Origin of the sequence: Microbacterium algeriense (assembly GCF_008868005.1) — a bacterium.
In the GTDB taxonomy this organism is placed as follows: Bacteria; Actinomycetota; Actinomycetes; order Actinomycetales; family Microbacteriaceae; genus Microbacterium; species Microbacterium algeriense.
The window spans coordinates 194,864-213,365 of the sequence record NZ_WAAO01000003.1 but is presented as its reverse complement, the minus strand read 5'-3'; the positions used below and the strand labels follow the sequence as shown (position 1 = coordinate 213,365).

The 18,502-nt window shown below is 70.5% G+C and carries 20 protein-coding genes; 14 read left to right on the top strand and 6 right to left on the bottom strand.

What is annotated here, in order from left to right; genetic code table 11:
- The 7 genes from F6A08_RS14790 to F6A08_RS14760 all read left to right on the top strand — a co-directional run bounded on the left by F6A08_RS14790 (position 1) and on the right by F6A08_RS14760 (position 6,154).
- A complete protein-coding gene (locus tag F6A08_RS14790; protein WP_151459853.1) occupies positions 1-792 on the top strand; it encodes a class I SAM-dependent methyltransferase in 792 nt (263 codons plus the stop codon).
- A 61-nt stretch (positions 793-853) separates the two neighbouring features.
- The gene (locus tag F6A08_RS14785) at positions 854-2,029 is read left to right on the top strand and encodes a sensor histidine kinase (RefSeq protein WP_124894916.1); all 1,176 of its coding nucleotides are present in this window, start codon (positions 854-856) and stop codon (positions 2,027-2,029) included.
- Positions 2,026-2,661: a response regulator gene (locus F6A08_RS14780; RefSeq protein WP_017203746.1), complete on the top strand. Its 636-nt coding sequence runs from the start codon at positions 2,026-2,028 to the stop codon at positions 2,659-2,661. Before F6A08_RS14785 ends, F6A08_RS14780 begins: the two co-directional genes overlap by 4 nt.
- Positions 2,662-2,700: 39 nt before the next feature.
- The gene (locus tag F6A08_RS14775; protein WP_151459852.1) at positions 2,701-3,174 is read left to right on the top strand and encodes a carboxymuconolactone decarboxylase family protein; all 474 of its coding nucleotides are present in this window, start codon (positions 2,701-2,703) and stop codon (positions 3,172-3,174) included.
- Between the two features lie 83 nt (positions 3,175-3,257).
- Complete coding sequence (locus F6A08_RS14770; protein WP_017203744.1) at positions 3,258-4,019, top strand: ABC transporter ATP-binding protein; 762 nt, start codon at positions 3,258-3,260, stop codon at positions 4,017-4,019.
- A complete protein-coding gene (locus F6A08_RS14765) occupies positions 4,016-5,476 on the top strand; it encodes an ABC transporter permease (protein ID WP_151459851.1) in 1,461 nt (486 codons plus the stop codon). Before F6A08_RS14770 ends, F6A08_RS14765 begins: the two co-directional genes overlap by 4 nt.
- An 18-nt stretch (positions 5,477-5,494) precedes the next feature.
- Complete coding sequence (locus F6A08_RS14760; RefSeq protein WP_151459850.1) at positions 5,495-6,154, top strand: 2-phosphosulfolactate phosphatase; 660 nt, start codon at positions 5,495-5,497, stop codon at positions 6,152-6,154.
- Here the strand turns inward: F6A08_RS14760 and F6A08_RS17875 are convergent.
- Positions 6,138-6,269: a hypothetical protein gene (locus F6A08_RS17875; protein WP_263971443.1), complete on the bottom strand. Its 132-nt coding sequence runs from the start codon at positions 6,267-6,269 to the stop codon at positions 6,138-6,140. The two genes, F6A08_RS14760 and F6A08_RS17875, sit on opposite strands and share 17 nt — an antisense overlap.
- On the opposite strand from F6A08_RS17875, the gene F6A08_RS14755 reads away from it, so the two are divergent.
- Positions 6,268-6,732 carry a DUF3054 domain-containing protein gene (locus tag F6A08_RS14755; protein WP_151459849.1) on the top strand — a complete coding sequence of 155 codons (465 nt, stop codon included), beginning with the start codon at positions 6,268-6,270 and terminating at the stop codon, positions 6,730-6,732. The genes F6A08_RS17875 and F6A08_RS14755 overlap by 2 nt on opposite strands.
- A 7-nt stretch (positions 6,733-6,739) precedes the next feature.
- Here the strand turns inward: F6A08_RS14755 and F6A08_RS14750 are convergent, their stop codons facing one another.
- The 4 genes from F6A08_RS14750 to F6A08_RS14735 all read right to left on the bottom strand — a co-directional run bounded on the left by F6A08_RS14750 (position 6,740) and on the right by F6A08_RS14735 (position 10,068).
- Positions 6,740-7,228, bottom strand: coding sequence for a SprT-like domain-containing protein (locus F6A08_RS14750; RefSeq protein ID WP_026049918.1), 489 nt, complete (start codon positions 7,226-7,228; stop codon positions 6,740-6,742).
- 46 nt (positions 7,229-7,274) lie between these two features.
- Positions 7,275-7,802, bottom strand: coding sequence for a hypothetical protein (locus F6A08_RS14745; RefSeq protein ID WP_017203741.1), 528 nt, complete (start codon positions 7,800-7,802; stop codon positions 7,275-7,277).
- A gap of 118 nt (positions 7,803-7,920) precedes the next feature.
- Positions 7,921-8,781 (bottom strand): spermidine synthase, encoded by an 861-nt coding sequence (locus F6A08_RS14740; RefSeq protein WP_151459848.1) that lies wholly within the window; start codon positions 8,779-8,781, stop codon positions 7,921-7,923.
- A 30-nt stretch (positions 8,782-8,811) separates the two neighbouring features.
- On the bottom strand, positions 8,812-10,068 hold the full coding sequence (locus tag F6A08_RS14735; protein ID WP_151459847.1) for an LCP family protein: 1,257 nt from the start codon (positions 10,066-10,068) through the stop codon (positions 8,812-8,814).
- Between the two features lie 150 nt (positions 10,069-10,218).
- Here F6A08_RS14735 and F6A08_RS14730 point away from each other — a divergent pair, with 150 nt between their 5' ends.
- Genes F6A08_RS14730 through F6A08_RS14710 form a run of 5 tightly spaced genes read left to right on the top strand, consistent with a single transcriptional unit; the run spans position 10,219 to position 15,714 of the window.
- Positions 10,219-11,508 (top strand): sugar ABC transporter substrate-binding protein, encoded by a 1,290-nt coding sequence (locus tag F6A08_RS14730; RefSeq protein ID WP_151459846.1) that lies wholly within the window; start codon positions 10,219-10,221, stop codon positions 11,506-11,508.
- Positions 11,509-11,523: 15 nt separating this feature from the next.
- The gene (locus F6A08_RS14725) at positions 11,524-12,498 is read left to right on the top strand and encodes a carbohydrate ABC transporter permease (protein WP_124894924.1); all 975 of its coding nucleotides are present in this window, start codon (positions 11,524-11,526) and stop codon (positions 12,496-12,498) included.
- Positions 12,495-13,328, top strand: coding sequence for a carbohydrate ABC transporter permease (locus F6A08_RS14720; protein WP_017203736.1), 834 nt, complete (start codon positions 12,495-12,497; stop codon positions 13,326-13,328). Before F6A08_RS14725 ends, F6A08_RS14720 begins: the two co-directional genes overlap by 4 nt.
- Positions 13,325-14,833 (top strand): glycoside hydrolase family 3 N-terminal domain-containing protein, encoded by a 1,509-nt coding sequence (locus F6A08_RS14715; RefSeq protein ID WP_151459845.1) that lies wholly within the window; start codon positions 13,325-13,327, stop codon positions 14,831-14,833. The genes F6A08_RS14720 and F6A08_RS14715 overlap by 4 nt, the downstream gene beginning before the upstream one ends.
- A gap of 14 nt (positions 14,834-14,847) precedes the next feature.
- Positions 14,848-15,714, top strand: coding sequence for a MurR/RpiR family transcriptional regulator (locus tag F6A08_RS14710; RefSeq protein WP_124894926.1), 867 nt, complete (start codon positions 14,848-14,850; stop codon positions 15,712-15,714).
- A 27-nt stretch (positions 15,715-15,741) separates the two neighbouring features.
- Here F6A08_RS14710 and F6A08_RS14705 read toward each other — a convergent pair whose 3' ends face one another.
- Entirely contained in the window at positions 15,742-16,662 is a 921-nt protein-coding gene (locus F6A08_RS14705) for a sugar kinase (protein ID WP_151459844.1), read from the bottom strand.
- 164 nt (positions 16,663-16,826) lie between these two features.
- On the opposite strand from F6A08_RS14705, the gene F6A08_RS14700 reads away from it, so the two are divergent.
- A complete protein-coding gene (locus F6A08_RS14700) occupies positions 16,827-18,500 on the top strand; it encodes an ABC transporter substrate-binding protein (protein WP_124894928.1) in 1,674 nt (557 codons plus the stop codon).
- Positions 18,501-18,502 lie beyond the last annotated feature (2 nt).

Below are 18,502 nucleotides of genomic sequence, written 5' to 3'. Positions count from 1 at the left end.
ATGGCCTCGTACACGCACGGACACCACGAATCCGTCCTCCGGTCGCACAACGTGCGCGACATCGCGAACTCGGCGCAGTACCTCCGCCCGCATCTCACGGCCGCCACGCGTCTTCTCGACGTGGGCGCCGGCCCGGGCAGCATCACAGTCGACTTCGCAGGTGTCGTCGCGCACGTCACGGCCACCGAGATCGATGAGGGCGCCCTGTCGCTGTCGCGCCGCCTGGCCGCCGAGCGGGGCCTGACCAATCTCGACTTCTCCGTCGAGGACGTGCACGCGCTCGGCTTCCCCGACGACTCCTTCGACGTCGTGCACGCGCACCAGGTGCTCCAGCACGTGGCCGACCCGGTGCAGGCGCTGCGGGAGATGCGTCGCGTCGCCGTGCCGGGTGGGATCGTCGCGGCGCGCGATGCCGATTACGCGGGATTCCTCTGGTTCCCGGTGCTCCCGGAGCTCGATCGCTGGCTCGCGCTGTATCGCGCGGCCGCCAGGGCGAACGGGGGAGAGCCCGACGCGGGACGCCGACTGCTCGCCTGGGCACGCGCCGCCGGGTTCCAGGACGTCACGGCGACCGCCTCCACGTGGTGCTATGCCACCCCGGCCGAGCGTGCCTGGTGGGGCGGGATGTGGGCCGACCGCATCCTCGAGTCCGCGCTCGCCCGGCAGCTCGTCGACGAGGGCATGGCGAGCCGGAGCGATCTGGAGGACATCAGCGACGCGTGGAAGCGCTGGGCTGAGGACGGCGACGGCTGGTTCCTCGTGCCGCACGGCGAGATCCTCGCGCGCGCCTGAGGCGGAACGCGTACATCCGCAGACGGATGTCCGACGCCGTGCGCTCGCGTAGCGTGGGGGAGTGATCCGCCCGCTCTCCCGTACGGCGCTGGTCCTCGACATCGTCGGGGCGGCGCTGCTCTTCGTCGTCCTCACGCCGATGTCGCTGGTGTTCTACGCGCCGGTCCCCGGCGGCGGGTCGTTCGGGATCGCCGCCGCTGCGATGGTCGTGGCGAGCGTGCTGATGTTCGGCGGCGTCGCGATCGGCCGGCTCGCTCCCGGGCTCGCGCTCGCCGCGGCGTGGGCGGGCGCGATCGTGCAGATGCTGGCCGGCTTCGGCCCGCTGCCCATCGACTTCGCGATCCTGATGGTGCTGTACGCCACGTCCGCATGGGGCACCCGGCGCGTGCTCTGGTGGGGCTTCGGCTCCGCGCTCCTCGGCGGACTCGTGGCGGCCCTGTTCATGGTGTTCGTCAGCGGCGTCAGCTTCGGCTCCGGATCGGGGTGGGAGCAGGTCACCACCGGTACGCTGCTGCTCGCGCTCTCGGCGATGGCGCTCGGATTCGCCTGGGTGTGCGGGCTCCTCTGGCGCGTCATCCTGCGGGCACGCCGCACCCGTGCCGCACAGCTCCAGGCGGAGTCCCTGGCTGTCGAGGAGCAGGAGAGGGTGCGCATCGCCCGCGACATGCACGACATCGTCGCGCACTCGCTGGCCGTCGTGATCGCGCAGGCGGACGGCGCGCGCTACGCCGCGGCCGTCAAGCCGGAGATGGCCACCGAGGCGCTCGGCACGATCGCACAGACCGCGCGCGGGGCGCTCAGCGATGTGCGGATGCTGCTGACCCAGCTGCGCCATCGTCAGGGCGACGGTCCGCAGCCCACGCTCGCCGACCTCGAGGCGCTGTTCGCCCAGGTGCGACAGGCGGGGATCGAACCGCGCGTGACCGTCGACCCGATGCCGCCGGGCGAGCCGCCGGGGGCGATCCAGCTCGCCGTCTACCGGATCCTCCAGGAGGCGCTCACCAACGCCATCCGCCACGGTGACGGCGCCGTCGACGTGCACCTGGCCTGGCTTCCGGATCGCGTGGACATCGACGTGCGCAACACGGTCTCGCGCGAGGCGGTGGTCGGACAGGGCGGCCACGGGGTCATCGGGATGCGCGAGCGCGCCCAGCTCGCCGGCGGTAGTCTGCAAGCCGAGCGTCGGGGGACGCAGTTCGTCGTCCATGCCTCGCTTCCGATCGGAGTGTCCGAATGATCAGAGTCGTGCTCGTCGACGACCAGGCGCTGTTCCGCGCCGGCATCCGGATGCTCGTCGCCTCGCAGCCCGACCTCGAGGTGGTCGGAGAAGCAGGCGACGGCAGGGAGGCGCTCGAGGTCGTGCGCACGACCCGACCCGACGTGGTGCTGATGGACATCCGCATGCCGGTCATGGACGGACTCACCGCGACCGCGGAGATCCTCGCCAGGCCGGAGCCGCCCCGCGTTGTCATGCTCACCACGTTCGATCTCGACGAGGCCGCGGCCAGGGCGATCCGCCAGGGCGCGAGCGGCTTCCTGCTCAAGGACGCCGACCCGGAGTTCCTGCTCGCCGCGATCCGCACCGTCCACGCGGGATCGAGCGTGATCGCCGCGTCGGCGACCCTCGACCTGTTCGCGCACTTCGCCGAGGCGCCGAAGCCGGTTCCGCCCCAGTACGCGACGCTCACCGATCGCGAGAAGGAGATCTTCGCGCTCGCCGCGCGTGGTCTGTCGAACGCCGAGATCGCCGGCCGGGAGTACCTGAGCGAGGCGACGGTGAAGACGCACATCAGCCGGATCCTCACCAAGCTCGGGCTGCGCGACCGGGTGCAGCTCGTCGTCTTCGCCTTCGAGCACGGACTGGTCTGACCCTCGCGCGGTGTCCGTGGCCTGGTGCAGGATCCGTGCATGGAGAACATCGCCCCCACCGTGCCCATCCCGGTCCGCCTCGACATCGACACCATCGCGCCGCACTTCTCACGCGCCCTCGCCCACCTCGACACGGCGATGGTGCGCGAGCTCGATGCGGTGGATTTCGACCATCGGCTCCGTGAGCTCGTCCGACTGCGGGCGTCGCAGCTGAACGGATGCAGCTACTGCGTCGACATGCACGCCACCGACGCCCTGAAGGCCGGTGACACGACGCAGCGGATCAACGCGCTGGCGGTGTGGCGGCAGTCCGCCCTGTTCACGGCGCGCGAGCGAGCGGCGTTCACGCTGACCGAGAGCATCACCCGTGCGTCCGAGACGCACGTCCCCGATGCGGATTGGGAGGAGGCGGCGGCGGAGTTCTCCCCGGCCGAGCTCGGCGCGCTCGTGGCGCTGATCGTCACGATCAATGCGTGGAACGGGGTCGGCGTGTCCACGCACGCGTGGGTGTGAGGGCGCGGATCATCCTTGCGATGTACGCGGATGAGCCCGCAGGGCGATGACCGGTGGGGAGTGGCCGAAATAGCGTCGAAGCCATGGAGATCACGACCACCGACCTGGGGCTCGCCGCCCGCGTCCAGCATCTGAAGAAGACCTACGGCTCCGGCGAGGGGACGGTGCGAGCGCTCGATGACGTGAGCGTGGGCATCCGTCGCGGCCAGTTCACCGCCATCATGGGGCCGTCCGGCTCCGGCAAGTCCACCCTGATGCACATCATGGCCGGGCTCGACAGCCCGACCGAGGGCCGCGCCTGGATCGGCGACACCGAGATCACGGGCCTGGGGGACATCGACCTCACGATCCTGCGGCGCCGCCGGGTCGGCTTCATCTTCCAGGCGTTCAACCTCGTGCCCACGCTCGACGCCCTGGGCAACATCCTGCTGCCCTTCGAGCTCGACGGTCGCCGTCCGAGCGCGATCGAGCGTGCGCGCATCGACGGGCTCATCGAGACGCTCGGCCTCGGCTCGCGGCTGGGCCACCGGCCGCATCAGCTCTCCGGGGGACAACAGCAGCGCGTGGCGATCGCCCGTGCTCTGGCGACGGCGCCCGACCTCGTCTTCGCCGACGAGCCCACGGGCAATCTCGACTCGAAGACAGGACGAGAGGTGCTGAACCTGCTGGCGACCGCGAGTCGTGAGCACGGGCAGTCGATCGCGATGGTCACGCACGACGCGATCGCCGCGAGCCACGCCGACCGCGTGCTCTACCTCGGCGACGGCCGCATCGTCGCCGATCACCCACGCCAGACGGCCGAGCAGATCTCCGCCTACATGCTCGCCGCGGAGGTGGCGGCATGACCGCCGTCGCCACCGTCGTCCCCGACACGAGGGCGACCGGCCCGCGGCTCTCCTGGCTGCGGGATCGCGGAATGGGCGCGAGCATCCTGGTCGCCGCGCTGTCGGCTGCCTTCGGAGTCCTGCTCGTCGAGGTCACGGCCTACATCGGCACGGTGCTGCAGGCGGATCCGTTCATCGGCGACAGCGAGACGCTCGCATTCGTCGTCGCCCTCCTGTCGGTGCTGCTGACCGTCGTCGCGATGTACGTGGCCGCGATCGTCACCGCGAACACGTTCTCGACCATCATCGCCGGTCGCACCCGCCGCATCGCGCTGCTGCGCCTGATCGGGGCCACCGCTCGCTCGCAGCGCGCGCAGGTCGGGCGCCAGGGACTCGTGGTGGGCCTGCTGGGCGCCGCCATCGGGCTGGTCGTCGGACTCCTGCTGGCGGCCGTCGGCGTGCAGGTGGGTGCGCAGCTGATGGACAACGCCCCCGCGGACTTCTCCCTCGCGCAGCCCTTCGTCGTGCTGCCGGCCGTCGGCGTCGCGCTCACCACCTGGGCGGCAGCCTGGGCCGGTTCCCGACGGGTCCTCTCCGTGACCCCGCTGCAGGCGCTGGGCGGCTCGGTCGAGCGCACCCACGACGAGGTGTCGGGGAAGCCGAGCAGGCACGTCGCGGCCTGGGTGCTCCTCGTCACCGGCGCCGCGCTGCTCGTGGGCGGCGTGCTGATCGGACTCATCACGCCGCTCGGCGTGGTCGTCGCCTTCTTCGGCGGCGTGCTCTCGTTCACGGGCCTGGCACTCGGATCGGTGCTGTTCATGCCGCCGGTCCTGCGCCTGGTCGGCAAGATGTTCGGTTCGAGCGCGACGGCCCGTCTGGCGGCGGAGAACGCTCTGCGCTACCCGGAGCGCTCGTCCCGCATGGCGATCGGCGTCGTGATGGGCGTGACTCTGGTGACGATGTTCGCGGTGGCGCTGGAGTCCGCCAAGCGGCTCATGCTGAGCCAGGTCACCGGCGAGGTGCCGGAGGAGTTCTTCGCGCCGATGGACGCCTTCGCGGCGGTCATGATGGTGCTCGTGGCCGTCTCCGCGGTGATCGCGGCGGTGGGTCTGGTGAACCTGCTGACGATCGGCGTGGTGCAGCGGCGTCGGGAGCTGGGCCTGCTGCGGTCGATCGGCCTGTCCAACCGACAGGTGCGTCGGATGGTGCTCCTGGAGGCCACGCACATCACGGTCGCGGCGACCCTCACCGGACTCGTCCTGGGTGTGGTCTACGGCTGGATCGCGGCCCAGTCGCTGCTCGGCTCCGTGCCCACGCTGCCCGACTTCGTCCCGGCCGGCCTCGTGGCGCCGCAGATCCCGTGGGTCCCCGTGGCGATCATCGTCCTCGCCACGGCGGTCCTGACGCTCGTCGCCGCCGCCACTCCGACGCGGCTGGCGACCCGGGTGGCACCGGTCGAGGCGCTCGCCGCGGACTGACGGCTCTAGGCTGGTCGGGTGCCGTCTCCGTTCGATCAGTCCACGTACCAGGTCCGCCTCGACTGGGGCGGCGCGGGCCTCGCCCGACTCGCCGCCGCGGATGTCGTCGTGGTCGTCGACGTGCTGCGCTTCTCGTCCATCGTGATCGACGCGGTCGCCTCCGGTGTCGACGTCGACCTCGCGGAAGCCGAGCAGTGGTCGCGGAACGGCGCGGCCCTGGCGGCGGACGCATCTCCGGAGGCGACCGTGCTGATCGGCGGGCTGCGCAACGCCTCGGCGGTCGCCCGCGCGGTGCAGACGATTCAGGAGCGCCGGCAGGCGCGCACGTCGGTCGCGGTGATCGCCGCGGGCGAGCTCGAGCCGTCCGGGGCGCTGCGGTTCGCGGTCGAGGACCAGCTGGGGGCCGGGGCGATCGTGCTCGCTCTGTCCGACCGCGGCATCGACCACACGGCCCCCGATGCGGCCGTCGCCGCCGAGGGTTTCCGCGCTCTCCGCGGAGCCCTCCGGCACATGGTCGGCGCGAGCGGGTCGGGTCGCGAACTCGCGAGCGGCGTCACGGCGACCGCGCGGATCGAGGCAGTCGGCCTGACGCCGACCACGGTGGCCGATGCGGCAGTGGTGGACGCGGTCGACGCCGTGCCGGTGCTGCGCGAAGGGGTCTTCACACGATTCGAGTGACGTCCGCCGCCGTCTCGCCGATGCCGGGGGCGCGGATCGCCGCGGAGAAGCCGATCTCCGGTGTCCGCCGCGAGGGAGGCGCCGTCGTGGCTCCGGGCACGTAGGGTCGTGGCATGAGGTACCTTCCCGCTGTCATCGTCGACGTCGTGCTCGTGCTGATCTTCGCCGCTATCGGTCGCGCTTCCCATGAGGAGGACCCGGGTGAGTTCCTCCTCACCGCCTGGCCCTTCCTGATCGCCCTGGTCATCGGGCACCTGCTCGCGGCGCTCCTGCCCGGCCGGCCCCGTCGGCCGTGGTCGATGCTGTGGGGCACTGTGGTCTGGGTCGTGACGGTCGCCGGAGGCATGCTGATCCGCCTCCTCAGCGGAGACACCGCCGAGGTGCCGTTCATCGTCGTGGCGACGATCGTGCTGGGGGTGTTCCTCGTCGGATGGCGCGCGATCGCCGCTCTGCTGCGTCGTCGTCGAGCCGCATCCGGTGCAGCGGGCGCCGCCGTCGAGGAGGACGCCGGGCCCAGCACGGGCACCGGGGCCGCTGCTGTCTCGGATGCTGACGATTCCGGGGATGCGATCCGCTGAGGCGGTCTCAGCGCGGCATCTGCGCGGCGAGCCGCGCATCGGTCGAGATCTCTCGGCGCGTCCATGCGAACAGGTGCCGGGGATCGAACGTGCGTGAGCAGCGCGCGCACGAGGTGGGTCTCGTGGGGCGGCGGTGTCGGTAGGTCACGTGCCCGGCAGGGCAGCTGCCGACCCAGGGAGCGAGCTCGACGGCGGTCTCCCCGTGATGGGTCGTGCCGCCGACATAGCCCAGGTCGTGCGCGATCCGCTTCCATGCCGGACCGTGCGCTGCGGCGTGCCCGGCGAGCGCATGGGCGACCTCGTGCAGCAGCACCTGATGGATCTCGTCGTCGTCGAATCGTGCGGCGAGGTAGCGGGAGACCGTGATGCGCTTCTTCGTGTAGTCGCATTGCCCGGCCCGACGCTTGGCATGGTCGAAGCCGAAGGACCAGCTGTCATCGAGATGCAGTGTGATCAGTGCTTCGCCCCAGACGCGCACCCGGTCAAGTTCCGCCATGCGATCAGGCTAAGCCATGCATCCGACAACCGGCTCGCAGCGCGGCTCAGCCGGCGATGAGCTGCGACGGGCGACGGCGCTCTGCCGCCTCGATCGCGAGCAGCGCGGTCTCGAGCTCGCTGTCCTGGGCACCGGATTCGCGACGCAGGAACAGGGACTGCTTGAAGCTGTCGCGTGCCGTCTCGTAGTCGCCGGCGTCGTAGGCGTTCTTGCCGTGATGCTGGTAGGCGAAGGCGGCGATCGACAGCCACCGCTGCCCCTCGGCCTCCGCGGCGCAGGTCGCCAGCTCCTGTTCGGCCGCGGCATGCGCGCCGCGGTACTGGAGGATCGTCGCGTGGAGCACACGGGCGCGGAGGACGTCCTTGCGGGTGCCGGCCATGCGCGCCTGGCGGACGGCCTCGTCGGCCAGCGCCAGCGCCTCGTCCAAGCGGTCGAGAACCTTCAACAACCAGACCCGCTCCAGCAGCGCAGGCAGGCTGCGCTGCGACTCGATCTCGGCGAGACGCGTCGCGCACTCGTCGAGATCGACCACCTCGCGGAGGGTCTCCTGGTCGTATCCCCGGATGAAACTCATTGCTCTCCTTCCGCAGCGTCCCCGTCCAGTGTGCCTTCCGGTTCCGCGGTCGTCCCGGCGGCGCGCCCTGGTCGCCGTATCCGGTCCGCGACACGCCGCGGTCGGGTGGCCCCGCAACTCAGCGGAGGAACAGCGAGGCGTCAGGTCGGGGCGAGGCCACGGCGTCGGCATCCGTCACGACCCGTGCGCCCTGGATGAACGAGTGCACCTCGGCGCCCTGGGCGATCTTTGCGGGGTGGGGGCCGGCGGCGAGCATCCGCGGCAGCCACTCGGTCGGCAGGGGAGCGGCCGAGGCGGCGATCACGAGGTTCCCGAATCGACGGCCCTTGAGGACCTGGGTGTCGGCGAGCACGCCCACCTCGGGGAGCACCTCGGCGATGGTGGCGGCCTGTCGTCGCGCGAACGCGAGTCCAGGGCCGTCGGCGACGTTGACGAGCAGCACGCCTCCGGGGGCGAGGAGTCCGCTGAGCTCGCGGTAGAACTCGACGCTGGTCAGATGCGCCGGGGTCTGGGCTCCGGAGTAGACGTCGGAGACGACGAGGTCGCAGCTCGACTGCAGAGCGCCGGGCAGCCGTCCGACGCCCTCGCGGGCATCCCCGATCCGGATGCGGATGGCCGCGCCCTTCGGCAGTGGCAGGTGCTCGCGGACGAGCTGGGCGAGCGGCGCCTCCAGCTCGATGACCTGCTGTCGGGACCCGGGACGCGTCGCCTCGATGTAGCGCGGGATCGTGAGCGCACCTGCGCCGAGATGCACCGCGGTCAGCGGCCCCGGGGGCAGCTGATCGATCACCGCTCCCATGCGCACGATGTACTCGAAGTGGAGGTGCGTCGGGTCGTCGAGATCGACGTGCGACTGCGGAGTGCCGTCGACGATGAGCTCGAAGCCGCTCGTGAACTCGGACGGCACGATGCGCGCGATCCCGCCGTGATCCAGGCGCGCCTCGGGATGCTCCGTGTCCCGTGCGCGCGTCCGTCCCATGGGATCGAGCCTACGCCGCGTCTCGGAGCGTCAGCGCTGGTTGCCCACCGCGCAGGTCTCCTGCTCCAGCGTCTGCCCCGAGATGTCCGGCGGCAGCGTCGTCCGCACCTCGGGCTCCGCGGTGGCCGGCGGCTCCGAGGTCTCTGGCGCGGTCCCCGGCGCCGGGGTCACGAGCTCGACACCGCGGTGCGTGGTGACGCCTCCCGTCAGCTGCAGCGGCTGACCCGACTTCACGGCCGTCCACAGGGCCTCGGCCGCCGCCTCGTTCGGCACCACCTTGTCGTCGTCGTCCGGGTCTTCGACGTTCGGGTACTGCACGAACGCGAAGTCGCTGAAGCGCACATCCTTGAGGGCGAGCGCCAACTGTGCGAGGCGGAGGGGGTCGTTCAGCGACTCGCTCGGGTCGATGTTGTCGGCGATGGCGTTGGCGATGCGCAGGACCTTCGGCACATCCGTGAGCGTCTCCTCGCTGAGCACCTTCTTGGCCAGCCGGGACATGTACTGCTGCTGGTTGGAGATGCGCGCGAGGTCGCTCTCGTCGCCCACGCCGTGACGTGTGCGGATGAACTGGAGGGCTTCGACGCCGGAGACGGTGTGCGTGCCCGGCGTCAGGTTCAGGCCGGTGTGGCGGTCGCGGATGCCGTCGCCGGCCACGCACACCTCGACCCCGCCGATCGCATCGGTGACGGCCATCACGCCGTCGAAGCTGATCTTCGCGGCGAACTCGATCGGGATGTCGCCGAGCTCGCTCACGGTCTTCGCGACGCAGGAGAGTCCCGCGTGCTCGAATACGGAGTTGATCGAGGCCTTCCACATCGACGAGGCCACCGAGCCGTCCTCCCGCGTGCACTCGGGGACCGGAACGCCCAGGTCGCGGGGGAGGGAGATGACCGTGACGTTGCGGGGTGCGGCCGAGACGTGCACGAGGAGCGTCACGTCGTTGCGGCTGAGCCCATCCGCTTCCTCGCATCGCTCGGCGAACAGCGCCGTGGCCCTCTCGCCGCACTCGTCCGTGCCGATGACCAGGATGTTGAACGCCTTGTCCGCGGGGTAGGCGCCCAGTGTCGGAGGGTCCACCTCCGGCGCCCCCTCGAGAGCGACCGCTCCGTCGCCGACGCGGTTGAACACGTCGACGGCCAGGAAGCCGGCGACCGCGACCGCCGACACGGTGACGACCGCGACGGCGATGCCGAGGAACTTGAGCAGGGTGGCCCCCGCGCTCGGTGTCGGCAGGGTCGCATGGCGTGCGACCGTGGGGCGATCGGCGTGTTCTCCGCGTCGAATCATGGTCCGGAGCCTACCTGTGACGCCTGATGTTACGGGGATATGACGATTGTGGGAGGAACTTGCAGGGAATTAGTTAGTCGTGGATACTTTTTCCTAACCCCCGGTGAGTACCCGATGCCCGCCAGGACTTTCAAAGAGGAGATCCCCGCAATGCACAAGCGCATTCTTCCGGCCGTGGCGCTCGGCGCCGTGGCCACGCTCGCCCTTGCCGGCTGCGCCGGCGGCAGCGACAACGGTTCCGCCGACGGCGAGGGCCAGGAGCTCACCGTCTGGATCATGAAGGGCACCAACCCGGACGCCACCGCCTTCTACGACAAGGTCTCGGACGCCTTCGAGAAGGAGACCGGCGCGACGGTCACCATCGAGGAGATCCAGTGGGCGGACGCCCACGACCGTTTCGTGACCTCCATCGCCGGTGGCACGACCCCCGATGTCGCCGAGACCGGCACGACCTGGACCGCCGAGTTCGCCGACGCCGGCGCGCTCGAGCCGCTCGATGAGTACGTCGACGCCGAGGACGGCCTCCGCGACGACCTCGTCGAGGGCCTGGAGGTCGCCGGCACCTACGACGGCGAGCTGTACGGCATGCCGTGGTACGCGGGCGTGCGTTCGCTCGTCTACCGCGCCGACGTGTTCGAAGAGCTCGGCCTCGAGGCTCCCAAGACCTGGGACGACATCGTCGCCGCGGGCGAGGCCATCAAGGCCGCCAAGCCCGACATGCTCCCCTTCCCGGTCCCCGGTGACGCCGAGTTCCAGGTCTACCCCTGGGTCTGGGGTGCCGGCGGCGAGATCGCCACGAAGGACGGCGACACCTGGACCAGCGAGCTCGACAGCGCGGAGTCGCAGGCGGGCATCGAGTTCTACGCCGGTCTCGCGACCGAGCACGGCTTCTCCTCCGCGGGTGCGACCACCTGGAAGGAGACCGACCTCCGTGACGCGTTCACGCAGGGCAACGTCGCCATGATGCTCTCCGGCTCGTGGACGCCGAAGTCGCTCATCGAGGCGAACCCCGACCTCGAGGGCAAGATCGGCGCCGCGGTCATCCCCGGCCAGGACGGCGGCATCGCCCCGTCCGTGCTCGGTGGATCGCACCTGTCGGTGTTCAACACGACCAAGAACGCCGACCTCGCATGGAAGTTCGTCGAGCTCATGACCACCGGCGAGTTCGCCGAGCAGTGGTCGGACGAGACCGGCTACTTCCCCGGCGTCCAGTCCGCGATGGAAGAGGCCCTCGCCTCGACCGACCCGCTGGTCGCGCCGTTCGCCGAGCAGATGGTCGACGGCGGGGCATCCGTCCCGGTCACCCCGAACTTCGGCGCCGTGCAGGCGAAGAAGACGACCAACTCCATGATCCAGGCCATCCTCAGCGGGCAGAAGGACGTCGCGACCGCGACGAAGGACGCCACCGCCGAGATGACCGAACTGCTCAACCAGAAGTAAGGAAGCAGCTCTTCCATGTCGATGGTGCAAGCGCCACTGCCGGCCACGAAGGCGGAGTCCCCCTCCGCCTCCGTGGCCGGCGGCCGGAAGCGACGCGGTCTCTCGATCGTCGCGGCCCGCCCCTGGCTTCTTCTCGCGCCCGGGCTGGCCATCCTCGCGGTGCTCATGCTCTGGCCGCTCGTCCAGGTGTTCATCTACTCGCTGCAGGACTACGGCCTGCGTGAGATCAACACCGGGGAGAGCAACTGGATCGGCCTCGGCAACTACGTCGAGGCGCTCACCAACCCGACGCTCTGGACGGTGGTGCTCCCCAACACCGTCGGCTTCGCTGCCGTGGCGGTCTTCACCACCGTCGCCGTGGGCACGCTCGTCGCCCTGCTGCTCGCCCGCCTCGGCACCACCTGGCGGGTCATCGTCTCCAGCTGCATCATGGTCGCCTGGGCGATGCCCGCCGTGACCGGCACCTACGTCTGGACCTTCATCTTCGATGCCGACCGCGGCATCTTCAACACCGTCCTCCGCGACCTCGGCCTCATGGACGACCCGGTCAACTGGTTCACGAACCAGTGGTCGTTCTACGCGATCGTGCTGCTGAACGTCGTGCACCACGGCTTCCCGTTCGTCGCCATCACGGTGCTCGCCGGACTGCTCGGCGTCTCGAAGGAGATGCTCGAAGCCGCAGCCCTCGACGGCGCCGGCGCCTGGCGCCGATTCTGGAAGATCATCTTCCCGACGCTCCGCCCCGTCTTCTCGGTCGTCATCATCCTGTCGACCATCTGGGACTTCAAGGTCTTCGCCCAGGTGTACCTGATGCCCGGCGGCGGAGGAGGCAACCGACAGGTGCTCAACCTCGGCGTCTGGTCGTACGTGGAGTCCTTCGGGCAGAACCGCTACGGCTTCGGCGCGGCCCTCGCCGTGCTGCTCACGCTCGTGCTCATCGGCATCACGATCGTCTACATCCGCTCCCTCATGAAGGAGGACGAGCTGTGAACCCGCGCCCTCGGCTCCGCTCGCGCATCGGACTCGGCATCGCGGTCGCCGCCGTCCTGATCTTCACCCTGTTCCCGGTCTACTGGATGGTGTCCAGCGCCTTCGACGGCAAGGCGTCCAGCGGCGGGCAGTCGCTCCTGCCGCAGGAGTTCACGTGGGACAACTTCGCCTTCGTCCTCACCGACGGCGGCTTCGGCACCTACCTGCGCAACTCCGCGATCGTGGCGCTCGTCACGGTCCTCGTGAGCGCTCTGGTCTGCCTGCTCGCCGCGGTCGCGGTGGCCCGCTTCAAGTTCAAGTTCCGCACCACGATCCTGATGATGATCCTGGTGGTGCAGATGGTGCCGCTCGAGGCGCTCGTCATCCCGCTGTTCCTGCAGGTCAAGAGCCTGGGCCTGCTCAACAGCATCCTCGGACTGATGGTCGTGTACGTCGCCCTGTCGCTCGCGTTCGGCATCTGGATGCTGCGCGGCTTCGTCGCCGCCGTGCCGGTCGAGCTCGAGGAGGCCGCGTACATCGACGGCGCGAGCTGGTGGCGGATGTTCCGCTCGGTGCTGCTGCCGCTGGTCATGCCGGGCCTCGTCGCGACCAGCATCTTCAGCTTCATCACGGCGTGGAACGAGTTCATCTTCGCGATGACGATCCTCGGGGCCCAGACCGACCAGTACACGGTCTCGATCGGTCTGAAGTCGTTCTTCGGTCTGCACTCGAACGACTGGGGCAGCATCATGGCCGCGTCGACCATCATCACGGTCCCCGTCATGATCTTCTTCGTGCTGGTGCAGCGCAAGCTCGCCTCCGGCATGGTGGCAGGAGCCGTGAAGGGATGACCGACGACCTGGAGCGCCTCGCGAACGGCGTGCTGTGGCCGGGCTTCTTCGGCACGACCGCTCCGCAGTGGCTGCGCGACGAGCTGAGCGACGGTCTGGCCGGGGTCGTGTACTTCGGTCAGAACGTGAGCGACGAGCTGTCCGCGCTCAGCGCCGATATCCTCGCCGCGAACCCGGACGCCCTGATCGGCATCGATGAGGAGGGCGGCAGCGTCACCCGGCTCGAGTCCGCCTCCGGGTCGACGGTTCCGGGAGCCGCGCAGCTCGGGCTCCTCGACGACCTCGTGGCCTCGGAGCGCACGGGGGCGGAACTCGCCCGCCGCGTGCGAGCGGTCGGCGCGAACGTGGTGCTCGGTCCCGTCGCGGACGTGAACACCGACCCCCGCAACCCGGTGATCGGCGTCCGGGCGTTCGGCGACGACCCCGACCTGGTCTCCCGTCACGTCGTGGCGACGATCGACGGTCTGCAGGATGCGGCGGTCGCCGCATGCGTCAAGCACTTCCCCGGGCACGGCGACACCCACCTCGACTCGCATCATGCGCTCCCCGAGATCACCCTCGACGTCGACGACATCGAGCGCGTGCACCTCGCGCCCTTCCGCGCCGCCGTCGAAGCGGGCGTGGACGCCGTGATGACGGCGCACATCGTCGTTCCGGCGTGGGGCGAGCAGCCGGCCACCCTGAACCCGCGCGTGCTCGGCATGCTGCGCGACTGGGGCTACGACGGCGTGATCATCACCGATGCGCTCGACATGGCGGCGATCCGCGAGACCGTCGGGCTCGGCGGCGGTGCGGCGCTGGCCCTCGCCGCCGGAGCCGACCTGCTCTGCATCGGCAACCCGACCAACCCGGGCGACGCCGCGCTGCCGGACCAGGACGAGCGGGACTTCCGTGCCGCACGGGACGGCATCGTCGCGGCGCTCCGGGACGGATCCCTTCCGCGGGAGCGCGTGGAGGAGGCGGCGGCTCGGGTCGCGACGCTGGCCGCCAAGCTGCGCGCCGCCGCCGCAGGCGCCGAGGAGGCCGAGGAGGCCTTCGACGCGGCCGACATCGTGCGTCGAGTCCTGACGGTCTCCGGGGAGGCTCCCCGTGCTTCCGACCTCGCCGTGATCGACGCGCGACGCCGTTCGACGCTGGCCGTGGACAGCGCGGGGTCGTACGTCGCCGCGGCGCTCGCCGGTGACGGCGTGCGCGTGCGGCTGGATGTGGCTGCCGCGCCGATCGACGATCAGGACCGCGTGCTGGACGAGATGCGCGCGGCTGCCGGCACCACGGTGCTGTTGATCGACCGGCCGGACACCGATGATGCGCAGCGGGCTCTCGTCGAACGAGCGGCGGTGCGCGATGCCGGTGCCGTCGTGGTCAACGTCGGGCTTCCGGCCGTCCGCCCGCTGCCGCTGCCGGTCGTCGAGGTGGCCGCGGCGAGCCGGCTCGGTGCGCAGCTCGCGCGCGAGGCGCTTCTGGGTCGCTTCCCCGTGTCGCAGAGGACGCCCAGGGCCGGCTGAGACAGGATCCATCCATGGACGATGACGTTCTCGCGTTGGTGCGGCGCTCGCTTCCGAAGGTGAGCGCCGCCGAGGCGCGCGTCGCGGAGACGATCCTCGGAGACCCGACACTCGTCGTCGACCTCGCGATCAACGACCTCGCCCAGCTGTGCCGCACCTCGCTGTCGACGGTGGCCCGCTACGCGCAGTCGCTCGGCTACAGCGGCTACCGGGAGCTGCGCGTCGCCGTGGCCAGGGCCATCACGCTGGAGCAGGCGCAGCAGGCCCGGTTCGGCCTGGACACCACGGCGATCGACCCGGACGACGGGCCGTCGGCGATCGCCGCGAAGCTCGCGGCACAGGAGATCGACGCGATCGAGAAGACGGCGCTCGCCCTCGACGCACCGGCGCTCGACCAGGTGGCCCGTGCGATCGTCGCCGCCCGGCACATCGACCTGTTCGGCCAGGCCGCGTCGTCGCTGACCGCGCAGGATCTGCAGCTCAAGCTCGCGCGCATCGGATGCTCCGTCTCGCACTCGGCCGATCCGCACCTCGCGGTGACGACGGCGGCGCTGCGCACCTCGGGCGATGTCGCGATCGCGTTCTCCCACGGCGGGGAGACCGCGGAGACGATCCGTGCACTCGAGGTGTCCCGAGACGCCGGCGCGCTCACGGTCGCCGTCACCAGCGCCGCGGATTCGCCGTTGGCGCTCGTCGCAGACGTCGTGCTGCTCACCCACGCGCACGAGTCGCCGTTCCGGATGGCGGCGATGTCGAGCCGTATCGCGCAGCTCGCCCTCGTCGACGTGCTCTTCGTGCGCGTGGTGCAGCACCGCGGCGAGCCGGTCGCCGTCTCGCTGCAGCGGACCCACGACGCGGTCCCGGCGCGGCGCCGCAGCTGATCGCGGTGCGTGGCCCGTCCGCGTGCGTCAGTCGACGTGGTCTCTCGTGCTGACCAGCGCCCTGGTCGCGATGCGGTGACCGCGCGCGAGGCTCCCGGTCAGCGAGAGGCCGGCGAGGACGCCGGCCAGGAAGCCGGCGGCGAAGGCGTCTCCGGCTCCGATTGTCTCCACGACCGGAGTGTCGATGGCGTCGCTCTCGGCCATCTCCGCGCCGTCGAAGGCCACGGCGCCGCGGGCGTCGGTGATCAGCAGGTGGCGCGGCTGCGGGAAGAGGGCACGCAGCTCCCGAGGGTCGCTGGTGCCGAAGACCGCTTCGGCGTCGGGGCGGGTGCAGAACACGATGTCGGCGCGCCGGACGAAGTCCGACACGATCCGGCGGCCTTCCTCCTCGCGGCCCCGCCAGAGCGCGGGGCGCCAGTTCACGTCGAAGCTGAGCAGCCGGTCGGGGTGCGGTTCGGCGTACAGCGACTCCTGCGCGGCGAGGGCCGAGGGCGACAGCGCGGGCGTGATGCCGGAGGTGTGCACGAGCGCGGCGTCGGCGAGGAGAGCCGCCGCCGCCGGTGCCGTGAGCGTCTGCGGGGACAGCGCGGCAGCCGCCGACCCCGCACGGTAGTAGTGCATGATGCCGCCGACGGTGCCGTCCGACAGTGCCGTGAGCTCCTTGACGTACAGGCCGGTGGGCGCATCGGCGTCGGTCTCCACGGCGGTGTCGTCCACCCCGTGCGCGCGCAGCTCGGCCGTCAGGAAGCGGCCGAAGCCGTCGTCGCCGACGCGGGAGATCACGGCGGCGCGGATGCCGGCGGAGGCCAGGGCGATGGCCGTGTTCCATTCGGCGCCGGCGAGGGAGCGGTGGAACGTGCGACAGTCCTCGAGGGGACCGGCGGCCGCGGCGACGAGGGCGACCATGCCCTCTCCGAAGCAGACGGCGAGCGGGGCGGTGTCGGACACGTTCTGGACACTACCGGATCCGCCCGTCTCGCGCCGATACCGGATTGCAACCTCGAGGCGGTTGGCATCTGGGAGTCCGCTGGGTACGTTCGAGGGATCACCGTCACCGAGGCGACAACGCCTCGGTGTCGCGCAACGAAGCGCCCGACAGGGAAGGTCATACAATGCACCAATCAGTCACGCGTCGGCGAGGACTCATCGCCGTCACCGGAGCAACGATCGCGGCGATCGCGCTGGCAGGCTGCGTCGCCAGCGAGCGCGGCGACGGGGGTGGGGAGGGCTCCGGAGACGTGGACGGCACGTTCGTCTTCGCCGCCTCGTCCGATCCGGCGAGCCTCGACCCGGCGTTCGCCCAGGACGGCGAGACGTTCCGCGTCTCCCGGCAGATCTTCGAGGGTCTCGTCGGCACCGAGCCGGGCACCGCCGATCCGGCCCCGCTGCTGGCTGAGTCGTGGGAGCCGTCCGAGGACGGCATGTCGTACACCTTCGCCTTGAAGGAGGACGTCACGTTCCAGGACGGCACCCCGTTCAACGCCGAGGCCGTCTGCGTCAACTTCGACCGCTGGTACAACTGGACCGGCCTGGCCGCCTCCGAGGCCTTCGGCTACTACTACAACAAGCTCTTCAAGGGCTACGCCTCCAACCCCGCGGACGCCGTGTACAAGTCGTGCACGCCGGACGGCGACAACTCCGTCACGATCGAGCTGAACAAGCCGTTCGCGGGGTTCATCGCCTCGCTGTCGCTGCCCGCCTTCGCCATGCAGAGCCCGTCCGCGATGCAGGAGTTCGGCGCGGACGAGGTCGGCGGATCCGCCGAGGCCCCGCAGCTGTCCGAGTACGCGATGGGACACCCCGTCGGCACCGGCCCCTACCAGTTCGACGAATGGGCGCCGGGGGAGCAGGTCACCCTGAAGGCCTATGACGGGTACTGGGGTGAAGCCGGCCAGATCGACGAGATCATCTTCCGCACGATCGACGACCCGACCGCTCGCCGTCAGGCGCTCGAGTCCGGATCGATCGACGGCTACGACCTCGTCGGCCCGGCCGACACGAAGGCCCTCGCGGACGACGACTTCACGATGGTGTCGCGCCCTCCGTTCACGATCCTCTACCTCGCGTTCAACCAGGCCGTGCCGGAGCTCCAGGACCCCAAGGTCCGCGAGGCCCTCTCCTACGCGGTCGACAAGGACGCGCTGATCAGCCAGGTGCTCCCGGAGGGCACCGAGAAGGCGACGCAGTTCGTCCCCGAGGTCGTCAACGGCTACAACCCCGACGTCAAGACCTACGACTACGACCCCGAGAAGGCGAAGTCCCTGCTGGCCGAGGCCGGCTACGACGAGTCCAACCCGTTGAAGCTGACCTTCAACTACCCGGTCAACGTCTCGCGTCCGTACATGCCGGACCCCGAGCAGATCTACACGGTGCTGTCGTCGCAGCTCACCGAGGTCGGCGTGGAGACCACCCCGGTCTCCGAGGAGTGGGTCGAGTACCTCGACCGCACGACCGGCACGTCGGACCACGGCATCCACCTGCTCGGGTGGACCGGTGACTACAACGACACCGACAACTTCGTCGGCGTCTTCTTCGGCCAGAAGAGCTCGGAGTGGGGCTTCGACAACCCGGAGCTGTTCCAGAAGCTGACCGAGGCGCGCGGGGTGTCCAACCTCGACGAGCAGACGGCGCTGTACGAGGACATCAACGAGATGGTCGCCGAGTTCATCCCCGGCGTCCCGCTCGCGCACCCGGCGCCGACACTCGCGTTCGACCCGCGCGTGGAGAGCTACCCCGCCAGCCCGGTGAACGACGAGGTCTTCACGGACATCGTCCTCACCAAGTAGGC

What these genes read in the sequence shown, in the direction of transcription:
- F6A08_RS14790 (WP_151459853.1), top strand. Translation starts at nt 1, where the DNA reads ATGGCCTCGTACACGCACGGACACCACGAATCCGTCCTCCGGTCGCAC.
- F6A08_RS14780 (WP_017203746.1), top strand. Translation starts at nt 2,026, where the DNA reads ATGATCAGAGTCGTGCTCGTCGACGACCAGGCGCTGTTCCGCGCCGGC.
- F6A08_RS14775 (WP_151459852.1), top strand. Translation starts at nt 2,701, where the DNA reads ATGGAGAACATCGCCCCCACCGTGCCCATCCCGGTCCGCCTCGACATC.
- F6A08_RS14770 (WP_017203744.1), top strand. Translation starts at nt 3,258, where the DNA reads ATGGAGATCACGACCACCGACCTGGGGCTCGCCGCCCGCGTCCAGCAT.
- F6A08_RS14765 (WP_151459851.1), top strand. Translation starts at nt 4,016, where the DNA reads ATGACCGCCGTCGCCACCGTCGTCCCCGACACGAGGGCGACCGGCCCG.
- F6A08_RS14755 (WP_151459849.1), top strand. Translation starts at nt 6,268, where the DNA reads ATGAGGTACCTTCCCGCTGTCATCGTCGACGTCGTGCTCGTGCTGATC.
- F6A08_RS17875 (WP_263971443.1), bottom strand. Translation starts at nt 6,269, where the DNA reads ATGCCACGACCCTACGTGCCCGGAGCCACGACGGCGCCTCCCTCGCGG.
- F6A08_RS14750 (WP_026049918.1), bottom strand. Translation starts at nt 7,228, where the DNA reads ATGGCGGAACTTGACCGGGTGCGCGTCTGGGGCGAAGCACTGATCACA.
- F6A08_RS14745 (WP_017203741.1), bottom strand. Translation starts at nt 7,802, where the DNA reads ATGAGTTTCATCCGGGGATACGACCAGGAGACCCTCCGCGAGGTGGTC.
- F6A08_RS14740 (WP_151459848.1), bottom strand. Translation starts at nt 8,781, where the DNA reads ATGGGACGGACGCGCGCACGGGACACGGAGCATCCCGAGGCGCGCCTG.
- F6A08_RS14735 (WP_151459847.1), bottom strand. Translation starts at nt 10,068, where the DNA reads ATGATTCGACGCGGAGAACACGCCGATCGCCCCACGGTCGCACGCCAT.
- F6A08_RS14730 (WP_151459846.1), top strand. Translation starts at nt 10,219, where the DNA reads ATGCACAAGCGCATTCTTCCGGCCGTGGCGCTCGGCGCCGTGGCCACG.
- F6A08_RS14725 (WP_124894924.1), top strand. Translation starts at nt 11,524, where the DNA reads ATGTCGATGGTGCAAGCGCCACTGCCGGCCACGAAGGCGGAGTCCCCC.
- F6A08_RS14715 (WP_151459845.1), top strand. Translation starts at nt 13,325, where the DNA reads ATGACCGACGACCTGGAGCGCCTCGCGAACGGCGTGCTGTGGCCGGGC.
- F6A08_RS14710 (WP_124894926.1), top strand. Translation starts at nt 14,848, where the DNA reads ATGGACGATGACGTTCTCGCGTTGGTGCGGCGCTCGCTTCCGAAGGTG.
- F6A08_RS14700 (WP_124894928.1), top strand. Translation starts at nt 16,827, where the DNA reads ATGCACCAATCAGTCACGCGTCGGCGAGGACTCATCGCCGTCACCGGA.